Here is a 17,031-nt window from a genome sequence, read left to right as displayed (position 1 = left end):
CGTTTTTACACTATTCTCCTGGAGTTTCGAGATGAGCGCAGAGCAGGGTAGCCCGGCAACCTTCCGCGGCAAAATCTATGACAGCATCATCGATACGATCGGGGCTACCCCGCTGGTGCGCTTCAAGCGCCTAGCCGCCGAAGCCGGGGTCAAAGCCGACATCATCGGCAAACTCGAATTCTTCAACCCCCTGGCTTCGGTCAAGGATCGTATCGGCGTTGCCCTGGTCGAAGCAGCGGAAGCCTCGGGGGCATTGCAGCCCGGCGGCACCATCATCGAACCGACCTCGGGAAATACCGGCATTGCCCTCGCCTTCGTCGCCGCCGCCAAGGGCTACAAACTGATCCTGACCATGCCGGAAAGCATGTCGCTGGAACGACGCAAGATGCTGCAATTGCTGGGCGCGGAAATCGTGCTGACCCCGGCGTCGAAAGGCATGACCGGCGCGGTGCGTCAGGCCGAGGAACTGGCTGCGGCAACTCCTGGGGCAATCATCCCGCAGCAGTTCAAGAACGCCGCCAATCCTGCGATCCACTCCCGCACCACTGCCGAAGAAATCTGGGCCGACACCAACGGCCAGATCGATATCCTGGTTTCCGGCGTCGGCACTGGCGGCACCATCACTGGCGTGGGACGGGTATTGAAGGCTCGCAAGCCGGGCGTGCAGATCGTCGCGGTCGAACCCGAGGATAGCCCTGTTTTGTCGGGCGGCGCCCCCGGACCGCATAAGATTCAGGGGATCGGACCGGGCTTCGTCCCCGATATCCTCGACCGCTCGGTGCTGGATGAAATTCTTCAGATCGGCAACGAAACGGCTCTGTCAACGGCGCGCAAGGCCGCAAAGATCGAGGGGATTCCGGTCGGCATTTCGTCCGGTGCCGCTCTGGCCGCCGCGTTGGAACTGGGTGCCCGCCCTGAAAACGAAGGCAAGCAGATCGTTGCGATCATCCCGTCCTTCGCCGAGCGCTATCTGTCAACCGCCCTGTTCGACCAGGCCTGATCCACATCCCTAAAACGGGAAGAGCGCGGACGAACCCCGTCCACGCTCTTCCCAGGGAGATCGAACAACCGGATCAGGCGGCTTCGAGCAGGCTTTCCAGACGGGCGGTGGCAGCGGTCGTATCGATCCGCTCGACTGCCGCCAACTCAGACGCCAGACGCTCAAGCGCGGCCTCGTAAATTTGACGCTCGCTATAAGACTGATCGGGCTGATTGGCGTTGCGGTGCAGATCGCGCACGACTTCAGCAATCGAAACCGGGTCACCGGAATTGATCTTGGCTTCGTATTCCTGGGCGCGACGGCTCCACATCGTCCGCTTAACCTTGGCGCGGCCCTTCAGTGTCGTCAGGGCCGTCTCCATCACGGAACAGGGAGACAACTTGCGCAGACCGGACTTATGCGCTTTCGTCACCGGAACGCGGAGGGTCATGCGGTCGCGATCAAAGGTGATGACAAAAAGCTGTAGTTTCATCCCACCGATTTCTTGCGTCTCGATGGCGACAACTTGACCGACACCATGGGTGGGATAAACCACATAATCGCCCTGGGCAAAAGAAACGACCGTCATCTCTTCGGATTCCCTAGAATGAGGACCAGTGGTGCCGAAGACATCGTCCTCGCGCTCCATCCGGAACGCGATACCATACGCTCGCGCTATTAAACGCGAGCTGGACTCGATATCGCGGCTTATTTAGGTGAGCGAACTCCCGCTCGGAAGGCCTTTCGGCAACCTATCTGCCGATACAATTCGGCTGACTTGCCTTTATACCATGGGATACTTCCGTTAAGAACAAAAAAATACCGCACCGACATATGGATGTCGGTAAAATGCGGCCATGGTCGAAGGCTTCCATACTAAGGACCAATCGCCCATGACTTATGACATGGACGAGAGGAGGGAGAGGCGAAGTAACTCGACCCCCTTACACCCCAAAGATGTATTATTTGCTGCGCTAGACTCGGATCAGCATTGTAGCGACGCGATGTCGTTACAAATCGGCAGAATGCGGAAACGGCAACAGCTTCACGGCTCCGCACTCCTTCTCCGGGAAGGAGTGTGGCCAAACGACGCCCCAAGCCCGATGCACCACACGCCTCAACAGATTAGTCTTCTATCCCGTTCGGTGCCCGGCAGAAGAAATCTGGATCGGCCAAGGTCAAGGCGGAGACGGTAATCATCGTCTTGGGATGGGTCTTGTTATACAGACGAGCATGTAAAATACCATCAACATGCTCGAAAATTTTCTCAACCACCCATACGATCTTCTTGTTGTCCTGGGACTTGACGAACATGTCGCCGACCTGTGCGTCGAACGTCTTACGTTTGAACATTCCTGATCTCACCAATTTGGACAGACACGGATGAAGGAGCTAGGGATGCCCGGCCCCGGCCAGTCAAAGCCTATATGAGGCATGCCACCCAGTGAAGTAAAGCCCGACCCATGCCCTAGCCCGGAATCGCCTCCCCCTTCGACAGATTGCAGGACTTGCCTCCAGCCTTCAAAGAGGGCGGATAGATTTTCGGGCAGGAAAACCGATCAGCGGCGCAGGATCGATCCTGCTTTCGGCCGAAGACACCCGAGCATCCACCAAAAATCGAAGCCCCGCGGGAGACAAAGCTCGGCGCGGGGCTGATTGATTTTAAAGAGCCTTGTGGCTCTGGGAATTCGGCATAACAGCCGACACGGTTAGTATATGTGATGTATCAAAGGCCGGTGCCGTACTATTCGACACCTCAAACATGACCCTGTGGAGTCATTTCCTTTACGATTTTCTCCTCCTCACCCGTGGTAACCCACGATATTGGCGAAGTCTTCGATCCGATAACAACCACTTAACTTCGTGACGCTGATGTCCTTTCTTCCTTGTTACAGTCAGGAGTATCGCGCCGGTTCCACCCCTTGTCAAGGATCGTTACAGCCATGCGACTCCGCCCGCCGGTGCGGAACACCACGGGGCAGAAACGGCTTAATCCAGGAGGAGCGTGCAAACGGGGAGAAGCTGACTGGCTTCTCCCCGTGGCGCAAAACTCAACGCAGCTGAGGCTGCGTTAGCAATCGTGCTTAGTCTTCGGACTCGTCCTCGGCACGCTCCGCAGTCGGGCCGGAATCGGCACCCTTGGCGGCCGGGTTACGATCAACCAGCTCAATGATCGCCATCGGAGCGCAATCGCCGTAGCGGAAGCCAGCCTTCAGAACACGGGTGTAGCCGCCGTTGCGGGCCTTGTAGCGCGGGCCGATCTCGGCGAACAGCTTGGCCACAACCTTGTCGTCACGCAGGAAGGCATAAGCCTGACGGCGTGCATGCAGATCGCCGCGCTTGCCCAGGGTGATCAGACGCTCGACCACGGGACGGAGATCCTTGGCCTTGGGCAGGGTGGTCTTGATCTGCTCGTGCTTCAGCAGGGCGTTCGACAGGCTGACGAACAGGGCCTTACGGGCGGAACTGTCGCGGTTCAGCTTACGGCCGGACATACCATGACGCATGAAAAACTCTCCTCGTCGCCTAGGCCTCGCCGGGCGAGACCGATCGTCGAACCGTTGCCGCCACATCGCCAGAAGGCGAGGAGTACGGCACGGGCGGGTCGGGATGACCCTATTGGCACAACAAACGGCGCGAGCAGACCTATCCCGAAGACAGGTTCACTCGCGCCGATCAATCAATCAGTACGGCTCTTCCAACTTCTTGGCCAGTTCCTCGATGTTCTCGGGCGGCCAGTTCGGAATTTCCATACCCAGATGCAGACCCATTTGCGCCAGCACTTCCTTAATTTCGTTCAGCGACTTGCGCCCGAAATTGGGAGTACGGAGCATCTCGGCCTCGGTCTTCTGGACCAGATCGCCGATGTAAATGATGTTGTCGTTCTTCAGGCAGTTCGCCGAACGAACCGACAACTCAAGCTCATCGACCTTCCGCAGCAGGTTCTTGTTGAAGGGAAGCTCATCGCGCTTCTCTTCTTCGACGACCTGGGTCGGTTCCTCGAAGTTGATGAACAGCTGCAATTGGTCCTGGAGGATGCGGGCAGCAAGAGCCACCGAATCCTCGGGGGTGACGGCGCCGTTGGTCTCGATCGTCATCGACAACTTGTCGTAATCGGTAACCTGTCCGACGCGGGTGTTCTCGACCTTGTAGGCAACGCGACGAATCGGCGAGAAAATCGCATCGATCGGAATGAGGCCGATCGGCGAATCTTCGGGACGGTTCTGCGACGCGGGCACATACCCCTTGCCGGTCTCGACGGTGAATTCGACGTTAAGAACAGCGCCCTCGTCGAGGGTGCACAACACCAAATCCTGGTCCATGATCTCGATGTCGTGACCGACTTCGATCATGCCGGCTTTCACTTCGCCGGGGCCGACGGCGCGGAGGTGCATCCGCTTCGGGCCTTCGCCATGCATGCGCAGGCCCATCGTCTTGATGTTGAGGATGATGTCGGTGACATCTTCCCGCACACCAGGGATGGACGAGAACTCGTGCAGCACGCCGTCGATCTGGATGGCGGTCACCGCCGCCCCCTGCAACGAGGACAGCAATATCCGGCGCAGGCTGTTGCCCAGCGTCATGCCGAAGCCACGCTCCAGCGGCTCGGCAACAACGACGGCAACCCGCTGCGGGTCGGCGCCGGGCTCGACATTGAGCTTGCCGGGCTTAATCAATTCCTGCCAGTTTTTCTGAATCACGGGCGTGACCTCATGCTGGGATCAGGGGAAGGGAAACCGGAACGGACGAACCGCCGACTCCTCTCCCAAGTGGGGAGAGAGGAGCGGCGGCCCAAGTCCCGATGGAGACCCGATCAGACGCGGCGACGCTTACGCGGCCGGCACCCGTTGTGCGGGATCGGCGTGACGTCGCGGATCGACGTGATCTGGAAGCCAACAGCCTGCAACGCGCGCAGCGCGGATTCACGACCGGCACCCGGTCCCTTCACCTCGACTTCCAGGGTCCGCATACCATGTTCGGACGCCTTGCGGCCGGCATCTTCTGCGGCCACCTGAGCGGCATACGGAGTCGACTTGCGCGAGCCCTTGAAGCCCTGCATCCCGGCCGACGACCACGAAATGGTGTTGCCCTGGGCGTCGGTGATCGTGATCATCGTGTTGTTGAACGTCGCGTTGACATGCGCAACGCCCGAAGTGATGTTTTTGCGCTCGCGACGGCGGGGACGCGCGGCAGCAGCAGGCTTGGCCATCTGAGGTATTCCTTACTTCGTCACTTTCTTCTTGCCGGCAATCGGCTTCGCCGGACCCTTGCGGGTACGGGCATTCGTGTGGGTGCGCTGGCCGTGGACCGGAAGGCCACGACGATGGCGCAGGCCGCGGTAGCAGCCAAGATCCATCAAACGTTTGATGTTCATCGCCACGGCACGACGCAGGTCGCCTTCGACCTGGAAGTCGTGATCGATCAGTTCGCGGATCTTCAGCACTTCGTCGTCGGTGAGCTGATTGACGCGCCGATCTTCGGGGATGCCCAGCGAAAGGGTGATTTCCCTGGCCTTGGTGCGGCCGATGCCGTGAATGTAGGTCAACGCGATCATGACGCGCTTGTTCGTCGGAATATTGACGCCAGCGATACGAGCCAAAGCTGGTTACTCCTTCACCAGATAAATCCGCGCCAGGGAACACCCGGAGCTGTTAGCGACAAACGCAGCCCAAGGCTTCTCCCGGGCCGGGGAAACCGAAGGTGCGGGATTATAGGGCGATTCGGCCAAGAGTCAACCGTCTCGCGTCTGAACGAACCGGCGTCAGCCGATCCCGCCCAGAATGTCTTCCAGAGCCCGAGTGACCTCAACGATCTCCCGAGTACCGTCGACCACCTTCAACGTGCCCTTGCCCTCATAGTAAGGAAGCAGCGGGGCGGTCTGGGCGTGGTAGGTTTCCAGACGCTTGGTCACCGTTTCGACGCGATCATCGGGGCGACGAACGAATTCGGTGCCGCCGCAAGAATCGCAGATACCGTCAACCTTGGGCTTCTGGAACGTGTCGTGGTAGCCCGCGCCACACTTGGCGCAAGTATAGCGACCGGTGATCCGCTCGACGATGAATTCGTCGGGAACGCGGACTTCGATCGCCAGATCGAGTTTTTTACCCTTGCGAGCCAGCATCGCGTCCAGCGCCTCGGCCTGGGCGACGGTGCGGGGAAAACCGTCGAAGATCGCCCCTTTGGCGACATCGGGCTGATCCAGACGCTCGTCAATGATGGCAATGACGATCTCGTCTGAAACCAGCTGTCCGGCATCCATCACCGCCTTGGCCCGGCGACCAACGTCAGAGCCGGAGGCGACGGCGGCGCGCAGCATGTCGCCGGTCGAGAGCTGGACCAGTCCATGGGTCTCCTGAAGACGCTTGGCCTGGGTTCCCTTGCCGCCGCCTGGCGGTCCGAGCAGAACGAGATACATCATGCCTCCCCTTTTTTCTTAGCGACGACCGCGCAGCCGGGACTTCTTGATGAGCCCCTCATACTGGTGGGCCAGAAGATGAGACTGAATCTGCGACACGGTATCCATCGTGACCGAGACCACGATCAGCAGACTGGTGCCGCCGAAATAGAATGGCAGAGAGAATTTCGAGATCAGAACCTCCGGCAACACCGACAGCGCCGCCAGATAGATCGCTCCTACCACAGTCAGTCGGGTCAGAACGTAATCGAGATAATCGGCGGTGTTCTTGCCGGGACGGATGCCGGGGATGAAGCCGCCATACTTCTTCAAGTTGTCCGCCGTTTCAGTCGGGTTAAACACGACCGAGGTATAGAAGAAGGCGAAGAACATGATCAGGGCGACATACATGCCGACATAAAGCGGCTGTCCATGCCCCATCAGGGCCGCGACACTCGTCAGCCATTCCGGTCCACCCTGCGCGCTCAACTGGGCGACAGTGGCAGGCATCAACAGAACAGAACTGGCGAAGATCGGCGGAATAACGCCCGAGGTGTTGACCTTCAGAGGCAGATGAGAGGAATCGCCACCGAACACCTTGTTACCGACCTGACGCTTCGGATACTGAACGATGATCCGACGCTGGGCGCGCTCAAGGAACACGATGAAGGCAATCACCAGGATCGACATCAGCAGGATGCCGATGATGACCAGAACCGGCAGAGCGCCAGTGCGCCCCAGTTCCAGGGTGCTGCCGATCGCCGCCGGCAATTCGGCAACAATACCGGCCATGATGATCAGCGAAGTGCCCTGGCCGATACCGCGTGCGGTGATCTGCTCGCCCAGCCACATCAGGAACAGGGTTCCGCCGACCAGGGTGCAGACCGCTGAGAAGCGGAACACCAGATGGCTATCCATGTACACCGCCGAACCGGCCGGTCCGCTCATGCTTTCCAGACCAAGAGCCATGCCATAGGCCTGGACAGTCGCGATCGCCAGCGTCAGGTAGCGGGTGTACTGGTTGATTTTCTTACGCCCGGATTCGCCTTCTTTCTTGGTGGCTTCCAGGCTGGGAATGACCGACGTCATCAGCTGAATGATGATCGATGCCGTGATGTACGGCATGATATTCAGCGCGAAAATGGTCATGCGGTGCAGAGCGCCACCGGCCAGCATGTCGAACATGCCGAGGATGCCGCCGCCGTTCTGTTTGAACAGCTCGCCTAATACGTGCGGATCGACGCCAGGCAGAGGAATCCAGGTTCCCAGGCGGTACACCACCAGGGCAGCCAGGGTGAACCAGATCCTTTTCTTGAGGTCGGTCGCCTTGGCGAACACGCCAAAGTTCAAGTTCGAGGCGAGCTGCTCGGCAGCGGAGGCCATGCCTTACTCCCGGTTCCAGTGATACGGAGTCGATCGTCGCAATCGTTTACGACATCCACGTCCCGGCCACCACCCCTTAAATTCCGTCCGCCCCCGCCGCGACATGCGGACGGAGGCGGGTGCGGAGGGCGTGTCGCGAGACGCGCGTTCGAAAAGCGGTGACTTACCATCGGGCGGTGGAACCGCCCAACGGGATCACGCCTCGACGGCGGCTGCGGAAGCCTTCGGAGCCGAGATCTCCACCACGCCACCGACCTTTTCGACGGCAGCGAGAGCGGCGGCCGAAGCCCCCACGACGGAGAGGGTCACCTTAGAGGTCAGCTCGCCACGGGCCAGCACACGAACACCGTCCAGGATCTTACCGATCAGGCCGGCAGCCTGAAGAGCGGCGGCGTCGATCGTCTTGGTGGCGTCGATACGGCCGGCATCGATCGCCGCCTGAAGACGGCCGAGATTGACCTCGGCGAATTCGAGGCGGAACGGGGTCTTGAACCCGCGCTTGGGCAGACGCCGGTAGATCGGCATCTGACCGCCTTCGAAGCCATTGATGGCCACGCCGGTGCGGGAGCTCTGACCTTTGACACCAGAGCCGGAGGTCTTGCCTTTACCCGAGCCGATACCGCGGCCCACGCGCTTCGCCTTGTAGCGAGCGCCCGGATTGTCGCGAAGTTGGTTCAGCTTCATTGTCTTTTCCTCGTGACCGGATCGCCGGACAGCACAAGGCTGCCCGGCGCCGGAGATCCTATTCTTCCACCCGCACCAGATGGCGGACCTTGGCGATCATGCCGCGAACAGAGGGCGTATCCTCCAGTTCATTGGTCCGGTTCATCTTGTTGAGGCCCAGGCCCACCAGAGTGGCCCGCTGATCGGCCGGACGGCCGATCGGGCTGTGGATCTGGGTGACTTTCACGGTCTTGGCGGCCATGGTTCGTCTCTCCCGTTCAAGCAGCGGTGACGGCGGCGGCGGTGCCGTCGCGGCGGCCGATGATATCACCGACCTTCTTGCCGCGCTTGGCGGCGACCGAACGCGGCGAAGCCATCGCGGTCAGAGCGGCGAACGTCGCCTTGATCATGTTGTGCGGGTTCGAGGTGCCCAGGCACTTGGCCACCACGTCCTGCACGCCCATGGTCTCGAACACGGCGCGCATCGGGCCACCGGCGATGATGCCGGTACCGGCCGGAGCCGCACGCAGCACGACACGACCGGCACCGAAATGCCCGAATGAATCGTGATGGAGGGTACGGCCCTCACGCAGCGCGATCTTGATCATGTTGCGCTTGGCCTGCTCGGTGGCCTTACGGATCGCTTCCGGCACTTCACGGGCCTTGCCCGATCCGTAGCCGACGCGGCCCTTGGCGTCGCCAACCACCACCAGAGCGGCGAAGGCGAAGCGACGGCCACCCTTGACCACCTTGGCAACGCGGTTGATATGAACCAGCTTGTCGACGAATTCAGATTCCTCACGCTCACGCGGGGACTGCTCGCCACCACGGCCGCGGGGAGCCCGCTCGCCGCGCTCGCCGCCGCGGCCTCGCTCGGGCCGGTCAGTATTGGGAGTACGTGCCATTGCTCATCATCCTCAGAAAGACAGGCCGCCTTCGCGAGCCGCGTCGGCCAGGGCTTTGACCCGACCGTGGTAGATGTAACCGCCACGGTCGAACACCACCTCGGTGATGCCGGCCGCGACAGCCCGCTCGGCGATCAACTTGCCGACGGCAGCAGCAGCCTGCTTGTCGGCACCGGTCTTCAGCGAGTCCTTCAACGTCTTGTCCAGGCTCGACGCGGCAGCAAGGGTGACACCCTGCTGGTCGTCGATGACCTGAGCGTAAATGTTCTGACCAGAGCGGAAGACCGACAACCGCAAGCGGCCGTGGCTCTTCGCTTTGAGGCTCTGCCGGGCGCGCCGCTTGCGGCGCTCGAAAAGATCCTTCGGCGTCATCATGGCGGTGCCCCTTACTTCTTCTTACCTTCCTTACGCAGGATGGTCTCGGTTTGATATTTGATACCCTTGCCCTTATAGGGCTCGGGACCACGGAACGCGCGGATTTCCGCCGCGATCTGACCGACGCGCTGGCTATCGCGGCCGGAGATCGTGATGGCGGTCGGCTTCTCGCACTTCATGGTGACATCAGCCGGGATCGGATAATTGATGTCATGCGAATAGCCGAGTTGGAGCTTCAGCACGGACCCTTCGACCGCGGCGCGGTAACCAACGCCGTTGATCTCGAGGTTGACGGTAAAGCCTTCGGAGACGCCCTTGACCATGTTGTTGATGAGGGCACGGGTGGTGCCCCACATCATACGCGCATGCTTGGACTCGTCCTTGGGCTTCACCCAAACGAGGTTGCCGTCGAGGGTGACCTCGACATTGTCCCGCAGGGCCAGCTGGGATTCACCCAGCTTCCCCGAAACGGTCAGGTTGGGGCCGGTGATCTTGACGGAGACCCCCGACGGCACCGAGACCGGATATTTGCCGACTCGCGACATTGTGAGAGCCTCCGTTAGAACACTTCGCAGAGGACTTCGCCGCCGACGTTCTGGGCGCGAGCCTCAGCGTCGGACATCACGCCGCTCGGGGTCGAGAGGATCGAAATCCCCAGCCCGTTGGCGACGCGGCGAAGGTCGGCGATCTTGGAATACACGCGACGGCCCGGCTTGGACACGCGCGAGATCTCCCGGATCACCGGCTGACCCTCGTGATACTTCAGTTCGATCGAAAGCTCGGACACACCCTTGCGGACGTCGACGCGGCTGTAGCCGCGGATATAACCCTCGCGAACCAGGACCTCGAGCACGTTGGAGCGCAACGCGGAGGCAGGAGCAGTGACGGCGGTCTTATGCGCACGCTGTCCGTTACGGATGCGGGTGAGCATATCGCCGAGAGGATCGGACATGGACATGGCGAGTCCTCCCTTACCAGCTGGACTTGACCATGCCGGGAATCTGGCCCTGCGAGGCGAGCTCGCGCAGCTTGTTCCGGCACAGTTTGAATTTGCGATAATTGCCGCGCGAACGGCCGGTGACTTCGCAGCGCAGACGCACGCGAGTCTTCGACGAGTTGCGGGGCAGTTGCGCCAGCTTCAGGGAGGCCTCAAAGCGCTCCTCGGGGCTGGTCTCGCGATCGGTGGCGATCGCCTTCAGACGCGCGCGGCGATTAGCGAACTGCTTCGCCATCCGCTCGCGCTTCTTGTTGCGCTCGACAGAGCTGACCTTAGACATTACCCAAACCTCCCTCAGGCCACGAACGGCATGTCGAAGCCTTTGAGGAGAGCCTTGGCCTCCTCATTGGTATCGGCCGTGGTGACGAAGATGATGTCCATGCCCCGGATGGTATCGACCCGGTCATAGTTGATTTCCGGGAAGACAAGCTGTTCCTTCAACCCGAGGGCATAATTGCCACGCCCGTCGAAGCTCTTGGCCGGGACGCCGCGGAAATCGCGGACGCGAGGCAGGGCGATGTTGATCAACCGGTCGAGGAATTCGTACATCCGCTCAGCACGCAAGGTGACCTTGCAACCGACCACCTGACCTTCGCGCAGCTTGAACTGGGCGATAGAGGTCTTGGCCTTGGTCACAACCGGCTTCTGACCGGCGATCAAGGTCAATTCGGCGATGGCCGATTCGATCTTCTTGGCGTCCTGGGCAGCCTCACCGACGCCCATGTTGATGACGATCTTCTCAAGCTTCGGCACCTGCATCGGGTTCTTGTAAGAGAACTCCTTCTGCAGGGCCGGGCGGACGACCGTATCGTAGTGATTGCGCAAACGTGCCATCTGTCTCGTCCTTCCCTTACCGGTCGATGACTTCGCCGGACCGGCGCGCGATGCGCACCTTACGGCCGTCCTCGAGGACCTTGTGACCGACGCGGGTCGGCTTGCCGTCCTTCGGATCGACATGCGCGACGTTGGAGACGTGAATGGCGGCCTCCTTCTCGACGATGCCGCCCGGATTGGACGGAGTCTGGCGCTGATGGCGCTTCACCAGGTTGATACCGGAGACGATGACGCGGTTATCCTTCGGCAGGGCGGCGATGACTTCGCCTTTCTTGCCCTTGTCCTTGCCGGTGAGGACGATGACCTGGTCACCCTTCTTCACATTGAGCGAGGCCATTTTAGAGCACCTCCGGAGCCAGCGAGATGATCTTCATGAACTTCTTGCCGCGAAGCTCACGGGTGACCGGCCCGAAAATACGGGTCCCGATCGGCTCGCCCTGCTTGTTGATCAGCACGGCGGCATTGGTGTCGAACCGGATCGCCGAACCGTCGGCCCGCCGGATTTCCTTAGCGGTACGCACGATGACGGCGCGGTGCACGTCGCCCTTCTTCACGCGACCCCGCGGGATCGCCTCCTTGATGGAAACGACGATGACGTCGCCCACCGTGGCGATGGTGCGGTGCGAACCGCCCAACACCTTGATGCACTGCACCCGGCGGGCTCCCGAATTATCGGCGACGTCCAGGTTGGTTTGCATCTGGATCATGTCACGGGTTCCTTATTCCCTGATTCGCAACCGTCAAGCCTGCGGCTCGACAATCACTTCCCAGCACTTGGTCTTGGAAATCGGGCGGCACTCGCGAATGCGGATGCTGTCACCGGTCTTGAAGACGTTGTTCTCGTCGTGGGCGTGGTACTTCTTCGAGCGTCGGATGAACTTCTTGTAGATCGGGTGCATCACGCGCCGTTCGACGCTGACGACCACGGTCTTTTCCATCTTGTCGCTGACCACGACCCCTTGAAGAATGCGCTTCGGCATTTCGATGGGTCTCCTCTTACGACGCGCTACGGGCGCGTTCGCCAAGCAGCGTCTTGATGGTCGCGATCTCGCGACGCACGGCACGCACCTGGGCAGTGTTCTCCAACTGGCCGGAAGCCCGCTGGAAGCGAAGATTGAACTGCGTCTTCTTCAGATCGACGACCAGCTCCTTGAGCTGATCGGACGTCTTCTGACGCAGATCGGCAACCTTGTCGGCCATGGCTTAGATCCCTCCGATGCGGCTGACGAACTTAGTCTTGATCGGCAGCTTGGCCGCCGCAAGGGTAAAGCCGTGACGCGCGATTTCCTCGGGCACCCCGTCCACTTCGAACAGGATACGACCGGGAGCAACGCGAGCCACCCAGAATTCCGGCGCACCCTTACCCGAGCCCATGCGGACTTCGGCGGGCTTGCTGGAGACCGGCAGGTCCGGGAAAATCCGGATCCACACCCGGCCCTGACGCTTCATGTGACGGGTCAGCGCGCGGCGGGCCGCTTCGATCTGACGGGCGGTGATCCGCTCGGGCTCCAGGGCCTTCAGGCCGTAGGCACCGAAATTCAGCGCCGAACCACCCTTGGTCAGGCCCTTAATCCGGCCCTTGTGAGCCTTGCGGTATTTAGTACGCTTGGGCGAAAGCATCGTCTAACCCTCTTCAGATCAGCGCGAAGCCGGGGCGTTTTCGCCCGCGGCCCGCTTGTCCTGGGCCATCGGGTCATGGGCGAGAATCTCACCCTTGAACACCCAGACCTTGACGCCGCAGGTGCCGTAGGTGGTCTTCGCGGTGGCAACACCGTAATCGACCTCGGCGCGCAGGGTGTGCAACGGCACCCGGCCCTCGCGGTACCATTCCATGCGGGCGATTTCCGCTCCGCCCAGACGACCGGAGCAGTTGATCCGGATGCCCTGGGCGCCCAGACGCATCGCCGACTGAACCGCGCGCTTCATGGCACGACGGAAAGCGACGCGGCGCTCGAGCTGCTGAGCGATGCTTTCGGCCACCAGCTGGGCGTCCAGCTCGGGCTTGCGGATCTCGACGATGTTGAGATGCACTTCGCTGCCGGTCATCCGCGACAGTTCTTTGCGCAACACCTCGATATCGGCACCCTTCTTACCGATCACCACACCCGGACGGGCGGTGTGAATGGTAATGCGGGCCTTCTTCGCCGGACGCTCGATCACCACCCGCGACACGCCGGCCTGAGCCAGCTTCTCACGGAGATAGGCGCGCAGCTTCAGATCCTCGTGCAACAGCCGGGCGTAGGTCTCGTCCGCAAACCAACGGGAATCCCAGGTGCGGTTGATGCCGACGCGCAGGCCGATCGGATTGACTTTCTGACCCATCTGGTTACTCCCCCGCCGCTTCGGCGCGTTCGCGCACAATGACGGTCAGATTGCTGAACGGCTTCTCCACCCGGCCGACGCGGCCGCGGGCACGCGCCTTCCAACGCTTCATGACCATCGCCTTGCCGACGTGGGCCTCGGCAACGAAGAGCCGATCAACGTCGAGCTGGTGATTGTTCTCGGCATTGGCGATCGCAGACTGGAGGACCTTGCGGACCTCCACTGCGACACGCCGCTTCGAGAAGGAGAGGGCGTTGAGCGCCACATCGGCCTTCAGGCCGCGGATGCTCTCGGCCACCAGGTTCAGCTTGCGCGGGCTGGTGCGGATCGTGGCGGCGAAGGCCTTGGCCTCGGTCTCCGCCAGAACCCTATCTGCGGGTTTCTTGCCCATGGCTACTTCCTCTTCGCCTTCTTGTCGACGGCGTGGCCGTAGAACGTGCGGGTCGGCGAGAACTCACCGAACTTATGCCCGATCATGTTCTCCGTCACCAGCACCGGGATGAACTTCTGGCCATTATAGACGCCGAAAGTCAATCCAACGAACTGCGGCAGGATGGTCGACCGACGCGACCAGATCTTGATCACCTCGTTGCGACCGCTGGCGCGGGCCTTATCGGCCTTTCCCAGCAGATAGCCGTCGAGGAAGGGGCCTTTCCAAACGGAACGAGCCATTCTCGTCGCTCCTACTGGTTCTGATGACGGCGGCGCATAATCAGCCGATCCGTCTTCTTGTTGCTGCGAGTCTTCTTGCCCTTGGTCGGCTTGCCCCACGGAGTAACCGGGTGGCGGCCGCCCGAGGTGCGGCCTTCGCCGCCGCCGTGCGGGTGGTCGATCGGGTTCATGGCAACACCGCGAACGCTGGGACGACGTCCCAACCACACGTTGCGGCCAGCCTTGCCGAGCGACACGTTCTGCTGGTCGGGGTTCGACACCGCGCCGATGGTGGCGATGCATTCGCCCCGGACCATGCGCAGCTCACCGGACGACAAACGGAGCTGGGCGTAGCCCTGATCCTTGCCGACGAGCTGAACATACGTACCGGCGGAGCGGGCCAACTGTCCACCCTTGCCGGCCTTAAGCTCGACATTGTGAACGATGGTGCCGACCGGGATATTCTTCAACGGCATCGCGTTGCCGGGCTTAATATCGACCTTCTCGCCCGCCACAACCTGATCACCGACCGCGAGACGCTGCGGGGCGATGATATAGCTCTTCTGGCCATCGGCATAGGAGAGCAAGGCAATGAAAGCGGTGCGGTTCGGATCGTATTCGAGCCGCTCGACCGTCGCGGCCACGTCGAACTTGGTCCGCTTGAAGTCGATGATGCGGTAACGGCGCTTGTGCCCGCCGCCACGCCAGCGGACGGTGATACGACCGGTGTTGTTACGGCCGCCCTTCGAACGCAGACCTTCGGTCAGGCTCTTTTCGGGCTTGCCCTTCCACAAATCGGAACGATCGACCAGGACCAGTTGGCGGCGGCCCGGAGTCGTCGGCTTGAACGTCTTCAGTGCCATGGCGTCAGACTCCCGTGGTCACGTCGATGGAGTGGCCCTCGGCCAGCGTGACGATCGCCTTTTTGACGTCGCTACGCACGCCGACGCGGCCGCGGAACCGCTTGACCTTGCCCTTGGCGATCAGGGTGTTCACGGCCGAGACCTTGACACCGAAGATGCCTTCAACCGCCGCCCGAATCTCGGGCTTGGTCGCGTCCAGAGGCACCTTGAAGGTCACCTGGCGGAATTCGGAACCCATGGTCGCCTTTTCGGTGATCACAGGCGCACGGACCAGATCGAACATCCGCTCCTTGCTGATGACGGGCTTGCTCATTTCAGGCGGGCCTCCAGGGCTTCCACCGCGTCCTTGGTCAGGACCAGGGTGTCGTGGCGGAGGATGTCATAGACGTTGGCGCCCGCCTGCGGCAGCACATCCACATAGGGGATGTTGCGGCTGGCCAGGGCGAAGTTGTCGTCCACGGCAGCCCCGTCGATCACCAGCACCGAAGACCAGCCCAGAGCATTCAGCCGGGCGGCCAGCTCGCGGGTCTTGGGGGTGGCGACGTTGGCGGCGTCGAGCACGAACAGCTTGCCGTCGCCGGCCTTGGCCGACAGGGCGGTCTTCAGCGCCAGCTTACGCACCTTCTTGGGCAGGTCATGGGCGTGGGAGCGCACAACCGGGCCGAAGATGGTGGCGCCGCCGCGGAACTGCGGGCTGCGCAGAGAACCCTGACGGGCACGCCCGCCGCCCTTCTGAGCGAACGGCTTCTTGGTGGTGCCGGAGATCTCTTTGATCCCCTTGGTCTTGTGATTGCCCGAGCGGCGCTTGGCCAACTGCCAGTTGACCATGCGGGCCAGAATGTCGGTACGGACAGGCAGACCGAACACGGTTTCCGCCAGTTCGATCTCACCGACCGTCTGATTTTCGAGGCTGATTACGTTCGTCTTCATCGCCGTTCTTCCTCAACTCTCGCCGGCTTCAACCGGGGCGGACGGGGCATCGGCGGCGCTTTTGACGCCGGCCGGGAACGGCACGCCGTCGGGAAGCTTGCGCTTCACCGCGTCGCGGATCAGCACCCACGACCCCTCGTGACCGGGGACCGAACCCTTGACCAGGATCAGGCCGCGCTCGGTATCGGTCGAGACAACCTTGAGGTTCTGGGTGGTCACCTGGACGTCGCCGAGATGGCCCGCCATCTTCTTGCCCTTGAACACCTTGCCCGGATCCTGGCGCTGACCGGTCGAACCGTGCGAACGGTGCGAGACCGAAACGCCGTGGGTTGCTTCCAGGCCGCGGAAGTTCCAGCGCTTCATCACGCCGGCAAAGCCTTTGCCGATCGTGGTGCCGGTGACGTCAACGAACTGACCGGCGATGAAATGCGCCGCCGAGAGTTCGGTGCCGACCTCAAGGAGGTTTTCCGCGGAAACGCGGAACTCGGCGAGCTTCTTCTTCGGTTCGACTTTGGCCTTGGCGAAGTTGGCGCGAGCAGGCTTGCTCACATTCTTCACCTTGGCCGTGCCGGCGCCGAGCTGAACGGCAATATAGCCGTCCGTTTCCTCAGAGCGGGTCGAGACCACCTGGCAGGTGTCGACCTTCAGCACGGTGACGGGCAGATGAGTGCCGTCCTCGGCGAAGATCCTCGTCATGCCGACCTTCTGGGCGATGAGACCGGATCGCATCGTTG

29 protein-coding genes are annotated in these 17,031 nt (G+C 61.5%); 1 reads left to right on the top strand and 28 read right to left on the bottom strand.

Annotation, left to right across the window (positions count from 1 at the left end; all coding sequences use genetic code 11):
- Positions 1–31: 31 nt before the first annotated feature.
- Positions 32–1,000 (top strand): cysteine synthase A, encoded by a 969-nt coding sequence (gene cysK, locus PHAMO_RS00950; protein ID WP_002725477.1) that lies wholly within the window; start codon positions 32–34, stop codon positions 998–1,000.
- 73 nt (positions 1,001–1,073) lie between these two features.
- Here the strand turns inward: cysK and PHAMO_RS00945 are convergent, their stop codons facing one another.
- The 28 genes from PHAMO_RS00945 to rplC all read right to left on the bottom strand — a co-directional run bounded on the left by PHAMO_RS00945 (position 1,074) and on the right by rplC (position 17,026).
- Entirely contained in the window at positions 1,074–1,568 is a 495-nt protein-coding gene (locus PHAMO_RS00945) for a CarD family transcriptional regulator (protein WP_002725476.1), read from the bottom strand.
- Positions 1,569–2,104: 536 nt separating this feature from the next.
- A complete protein-coding gene (locus PHAMO_RS00940; RefSeq protein ID WP_002725475.1) occupies positions 2,105–2,332 on the bottom strand; it encodes a hypothetical protein in 228 nt (75 codons plus the stop codon).
- A gap of 731 nt (positions 2,333–3,063) precedes the next feature.
- The gene (gene rplQ / locus PHAMO_RS00935) at positions 3,064–3,486 is read right to left on the bottom strand and encodes a 50S ribosomal protein L17 (RefSeq protein WP_002725473.1); all 423 of its coding nucleotides are present in this window, start codon (positions 3,484–3,486) and stop codon (positions 3,064–3,066) included.
- A gap of 177 nt (positions 3,487–3,663) precedes the next feature.
- Positions 3,664–4,680, bottom strand: coding sequence for a DNA-directed RNA polymerase subunit alpha (locus PHAMO_RS00930; RefSeq protein ID WP_002725471.1), 1,017 nt, complete (start codon positions 4,678–4,680; stop codon positions 3,664–3,666).
- Between the two features lie 113 nt (positions 4,681–4,793).
- On the bottom strand, positions 4,794–5,189 hold the full coding sequence (gene rpsK, locus PHAMO_RS00925) for a 30S ribosomal protein S11 (RefSeq protein WP_002725469.1): 396 nt from the start codon (positions 5,187–5,189) through the stop codon (positions 4,794–4,796).
- A gap of 12 nt (positions 5,190–5,201) precedes the next feature.
- Positions 5,202–5,579 carry a 30S ribosomal protein S13 gene (rpsM, locus tag PHAMO_RS00920; RefSeq protein ID WP_002725467.1) on the bottom strand — a complete coding sequence of 126 codons (378 nt, stop codon included), beginning with the start codon at positions 5,577–5,579 and terminating at the stop codon, positions 5,202–5,204.
- Positions 5,580–5,741: 162 nt separating this feature from the next.
- Complete coding sequence (locus PHAMO_RS00915) at positions 5,742–6,395, bottom strand: adenylate kinase (protein ID WP_002725465.1); 654 nt, start codon at positions 6,393–6,395, stop codon at positions 5,742–5,744.
- Positions 6,396–6,413: 18 nt separating this feature from the next.
- Entirely contained in the window at positions 6,414–7,757 is a 1,344-nt protein-coding gene (secY, locus tag PHAMO_RS00910; RefSeq protein ID WP_002725463.1) for a preprotein translocase subunit SecY, read from the bottom strand.
- Positions 7,758–7,952: 195 nt separating this feature from the next.
- Positions 7,953–8,441: a 50S ribosomal protein L15 gene (gene rplO, locus PHAMO_RS00905; RefSeq protein WP_002725462.1), complete on the bottom strand. Its 489-nt coding sequence runs from the start codon at positions 8,439–8,441 to the stop codon at positions 7,953–7,955.
- Positions 8,442–8,499: 58 nt separating this feature from the next.
- Positions 8,500–8,682 carry a 50S ribosomal protein L30 gene (gene rpmD / locus PHAMO_RS00900; protein ID WP_002725460.1) on the bottom strand — a complete coding sequence of 61 codons (183 nt, stop codon included), beginning with the start codon at positions 8,680–8,682 and terminating at the stop codon, positions 8,500–8,502.
- Between the two features lie 16 nt (positions 8,683–8,698).
- Positions 8,699–9,325 carry a 30S ribosomal protein S5 gene (gene rpsE / locus PHAMO_RS00895; protein WP_002725458.1) on the bottom strand — a complete coding sequence of 209 codons (627 nt, stop codon included), beginning with the start codon at positions 9,323–9,325 and terminating at the stop codon, positions 8,699–8,701.
- Between the two features lie 12 nt (positions 9,326–9,337).
- Complete coding sequence (rplR, locus tag PHAMO_RS00890; protein ID WP_002725456.1) at positions 9,338–9,700, bottom strand: 50S ribosomal protein L18; 363 nt, start codon at positions 9,698–9,700, stop codon at positions 9,338–9,340.
- Between the two features lie 11 nt (positions 9,701–9,711).
- The gene (rplF, locus tag PHAMO_RS00885; RefSeq protein WP_002725454.1) at positions 9,712–10,245 is read right to left on the bottom strand and encodes a 50S ribosomal protein L6; all 534 of its coding nucleotides are present in this window, start codon (positions 10,243–10,245) and stop codon (positions 9,712–9,714) included.
- A 14-nt stretch (positions 10,246–10,259) separates the two neighbouring features.
- Positions 10,260–10,658, bottom strand: a complete 399-nt coding sequence (rpsH, locus tag PHAMO_RS00880) for a 30S ribosomal protein S8 (RefSeq protein WP_002725452.1) — start codon at positions 10,656–10,658, stop codon at positions 10,260–10,262.
- A gap of 13 nt (positions 10,659–10,671) precedes the next feature.
- Positions 10,672–10,977: a 30S ribosomal protein S14 gene (rpsN, locus tag PHAMO_RS00875; RefSeq protein WP_002725450.1), complete on the bottom strand. Its 306-nt coding sequence runs from the start codon at positions 10,975–10,977 to the stop codon at positions 10,672–10,674.
- 14 nt (positions 10,978–10,991) lie between these two features.
- Positions 10,992–11,531, bottom strand: a complete 540-nt coding sequence (gene rplE, locus PHAMO_RS00870; RefSeq protein WP_002725448.1) for a 50S ribosomal protein L5 — start codon at positions 11,529–11,531, stop codon at positions 10,992–10,994.
- A 16-nt stretch (positions 11,532–11,547) separates the two neighbouring features.
- Positions 11,548–11,868: a 50S ribosomal protein L24 gene (gene rplX, locus PHAMO_RS00865; protein WP_002725446.1), complete on the bottom strand. Its 321-nt coding sequence runs from the start codon at positions 11,866–11,868 to the stop codon at positions 11,548–11,550.
- A gap of 1 nt (position 11,869) precedes the next feature.
- Positions 11,870–12,238 (bottom strand): 50S ribosomal protein L14, encoded by a 369-nt coding sequence (rplN, locus tag PHAMO_RS00860; protein ID WP_002725445.1) that lies wholly within the window; start codon positions 12,236–12,238, stop codon positions 11,870–11,872.
- Between the two features lie 33 nt (positions 12,239–12,271).
- Complete coding sequence (gene rpsQ / locus PHAMO_RS00855) at positions 12,272–12,511, bottom strand: 30S ribosomal protein S17 (protein WP_002725441.1); 240 nt, start codon at positions 12,509–12,511, stop codon at positions 12,272–12,274.
- 16 nt (positions 12,512–12,527) lie between these two features.
- Positions 12,528–12,731: a 50S ribosomal protein L29 gene (gene rpmC / locus PHAMO_RS00850; RefSeq protein ID WP_002725439.1), complete on the bottom strand. Its 204-nt coding sequence runs from the start codon at positions 12,729–12,731 to the stop codon at positions 12,528–12,530.
- 3 nt (positions 12,732–12,734) lie between these two features.
- Complete coding sequence (gene rplP / locus PHAMO_RS00845; protein ID WP_002725437.1) at positions 12,735–13,151, bottom strand: 50S ribosomal protein L16; 417 nt, start codon at positions 13,149–13,151, stop codon at positions 12,735–12,737.
- A gap of 18 nt (positions 13,152–13,169) precedes the next feature.
- Entirely contained in the window at positions 13,170–13,853 is a 684-nt protein-coding gene (gene rpsC, locus PHAMO_RS00840) for a 30S ribosomal protein S3 (protein ID WP_002725436.1), read from the bottom strand.
- A gap of 4 nt (positions 13,854–13,857) precedes the next feature.
- Complete coding sequence (gene rplV, locus PHAMO_RS00835) at positions 13,858–14,244, bottom strand: 50S ribosomal protein L22 (RefSeq protein WP_002725434.1); 387 nt, start codon at positions 14,242–14,244, stop codon at positions 13,858–13,860.
- A gap of 2 nt (positions 14,245–14,246) precedes the next feature.
- Positions 14,247–14,525, bottom strand: a complete 279-nt coding sequence (gene rpsS, locus PHAMO_RS00830; RefSeq protein WP_002725433.1) for a 30S ribosomal protein S19 — start codon at positions 14,523–14,525, stop codon at positions 14,247–14,249.
- Positions 14,526–14,536: 11 nt separating this feature from the next.
- Positions 14,537–15,367, bottom strand: coding sequence for a 50S ribosomal protein L2 (gene rplB, locus PHAMO_RS00825; RefSeq protein WP_002725430.1), 831 nt, complete (start codon positions 15,365–15,367; stop codon positions 14,537–14,539).
- 4 nt (positions 15,368–15,371) lie between these two features.
- The gene (locus PHAMO_RS00820) at positions 15,372–15,680 is read right to left on the bottom strand and encodes a 50S ribosomal protein L23 (protein ID WP_002725429.1); all 309 of its coding nucleotides are present in this window, start codon (positions 15,678–15,680) and stop codon (positions 15,372–15,374) included.
- The gene (gene rplD, locus PHAMO_RS00815) at positions 15,677–16,297 is read right to left on the bottom strand and encodes a 50S ribosomal protein L4 (protein WP_002725426.1); all 621 of its coding nucleotides are present in this window, start codon (positions 16,295–16,297) and stop codon (positions 15,677–15,679) included. The genes PHAMO_RS00820 and rplD overlap by 4 nt, the downstream gene beginning before the upstream one ends.
- A gap of 12 nt (positions 16,298–16,309) precedes the next feature.
- Positions 16,310–17,026 (bottom strand): 50S ribosomal protein L3, encoded by a 717-nt coding sequence (rplC, locus tag PHAMO_RS00810; protein WP_002725424.1) that lies wholly within the window; start codon positions 17,024–17,026, stop codon positions 16,310–16,312.
- Between the last annotated feature and the right edge of the window lie 5 nt (positions 17,027–17,031).

It is taken from the genome of Magnetospirillum molischianum DSM 120 (assembly GCF_000294655.1).
GTDB lineage: Bacteria > Pseudomonadota > Alphaproteobacteria > Rhodospirillales > Magnetospirillaceae > Phaeospirillum > Phaeospirillum molischianum.
The sequence above is the reverse complement of the archived record's forward strand: the minus strand, read 5'-3'. Positions and strand labels throughout refer to the sequence as shown.

Coding starts and splice junctions, on each gene's coding strand:
- cysK (WP_002725477.1), top strand. CDS start 32: ATGAGCGCAGAGCAGGGTAGCCCGGCAACCTTCCGCGGCAAAATCTAT.
- PHAMO_RS00945 (WP_002725476.1), bottom strand. CDS start 1,568: ATGACGGTCGTTTCTTTTGCCCAGGGCGATTATGTGGTTTATCCCACC.
- PHAMO_RS00940 (WP_002725475.1), bottom strand. CDS start 2,332: ATGTTCAAACGTAAGACGTTCGACGCACAGGTCGGCGACATGTTCGTC.
- rplQ (WP_002725473.1), bottom strand. CDS start 3,486: ATGCGTCATGGTATGTCCGGCCGTAAGCTGAACCGCGACAGTTCCGCC.
- rpsK (WP_002725469.1), bottom strand. CDS start 5,189: ATGGCCAAGCCTGCTGCTGCCGCGCGTCCCCGCCGTCGCGAGCGCAAA.
- PHAMO_RS00915 (WP_002725465.1), bottom strand. CDS start 6,395: ATGTATCTCGTTCTGCTCGGACCGCCAGGCGGCGGCAAGGGAACCCAG.
- secY (WP_002725463.1), bottom strand. CDS start 7,757: ATGGCCTCCGCTGCCGAGCAGCTCGCCTCGAACTTGAACTTTGGCGTG.
- rplO (WP_002725462.1), bottom strand. CDS start 8,441: ATGAAGCTGAACCAACTTCGCGACAATCCGGGCGCTCGCTACAAGGCG.
- rpmD (WP_002725460.1), bottom strand. CDS start 8,682: ATGGCCGCCAAGACCGTGAAAGTCACCCAGATCCACAGCCCGATCGGC.
- rpsE (WP_002725458.1), bottom strand. CDS start 9,325: ATGGCACGTACTCCCAATACTGACCGGCCCGAGCGAGGCCGCGGCGGC.
- rplR (WP_002725456.1), bottom strand. CDS start 9,700: ATGATGACGCCGAAGGATCTTTTCGAGCGCCGCAAGCGGCGCGCCCGG.
- rplF (WP_002725454.1), bottom strand. CDS start 10,245: ATGTCGCGAGTCGGCAAATATCCGGTCTCGGTGCCGTCGGGGGTCTCC.
- rpsH (WP_002725452.1), bottom strand. CDS start 10,658: ATGTCCATGTCCGATCCTCTCGGCGATATGCTCACCCGCATCCGTAAC.
- rpsN (WP_002725450.1), bottom strand. CDS start 10,977: ATGTCTAAGGTCAGCTCTGTCGAGCGCAACAAGAAGCGCGAGCGGATG.
- rplE (WP_002725448.1), bottom strand. CDS start 11,531: ATGGCACGTTTGCGCAATCACTACGATACGGTCGTCCGCCCGGCCCTG.
- rplX (WP_002725446.1), bottom strand. CDS start 11,868: ATGGCCTCGCTCAATGTGAAGAAGGGTGACCAGGTCATCGTCCTCACC.
- rplN (WP_002725445.1), bottom strand. CDS start 12,238: ATGATCCAGATGCAAACCAACCTGGACGTCGCCGATAATTCGGGAGCC.
- rpsQ (WP_002725441.1), bottom strand. CDS start 12,511: ATGCCGAAGCGCATTCTTCAAGGGGTCGTGGTCAGCGACAAGATGGAA.
- rpmC (WP_002725439.1), bottom strand. CDS start 12,731: ATGGCCGACAAGGTTGCCGATCTGCGTCAGAAGACGTCCGATCAGCTC.
- rplP (WP_002725437.1), bottom strand. CDS start 13,151: ATGCTTTCGCCCAAGCGTACTAAATACCGCAAGGCTCACAAGGGCCGG.
- rpsC (WP_002725436.1), bottom strand. CDS start 13,853: ATGGGTCAGAAAGTCAATCCGATCGGCCTGCGCGTCGGCATCAACCGC.
- rplV (WP_002725434.1), bottom strand. CDS start 14,244: ATGGGCAAGAAACCCGCAGATAGGGTTCTGGCGGAGACCGAGGCCAAG.
- rpsS (WP_002725433.1), bottom strand. CDS start 14,525: ATGGCTCGTTCCGTTTGGAAAGGCCCCTTCCTCGACGGCTATCTGCTG.
- rplB (WP_002725430.1), bottom strand. CDS start 15,367: ATGGCACTGAAGACGTTCAAGCCGACGACTCCGGGCCGCCGCCAACTG.
- PHAMO_RS00820 (WP_002725429.1), bottom strand. CDS start 15,680: ATGAGCAAGCCCGTCATCAGCAAGGAGCGGATGTTCGATCTGGTCCGT.
- rplD (WP_002725426.1), bottom strand. CDS start 16,297: ATGAAGACGAACGTAATCAGCCTCGAAAATCAGACGGTCGGTGAGATC.
- rplC (WP_002725424.1), bottom strand. CDS start 17,026: ATGCGATCCGGTCTCATCGCCCAGAAGGTCGGCATGACGAGGATCTTC.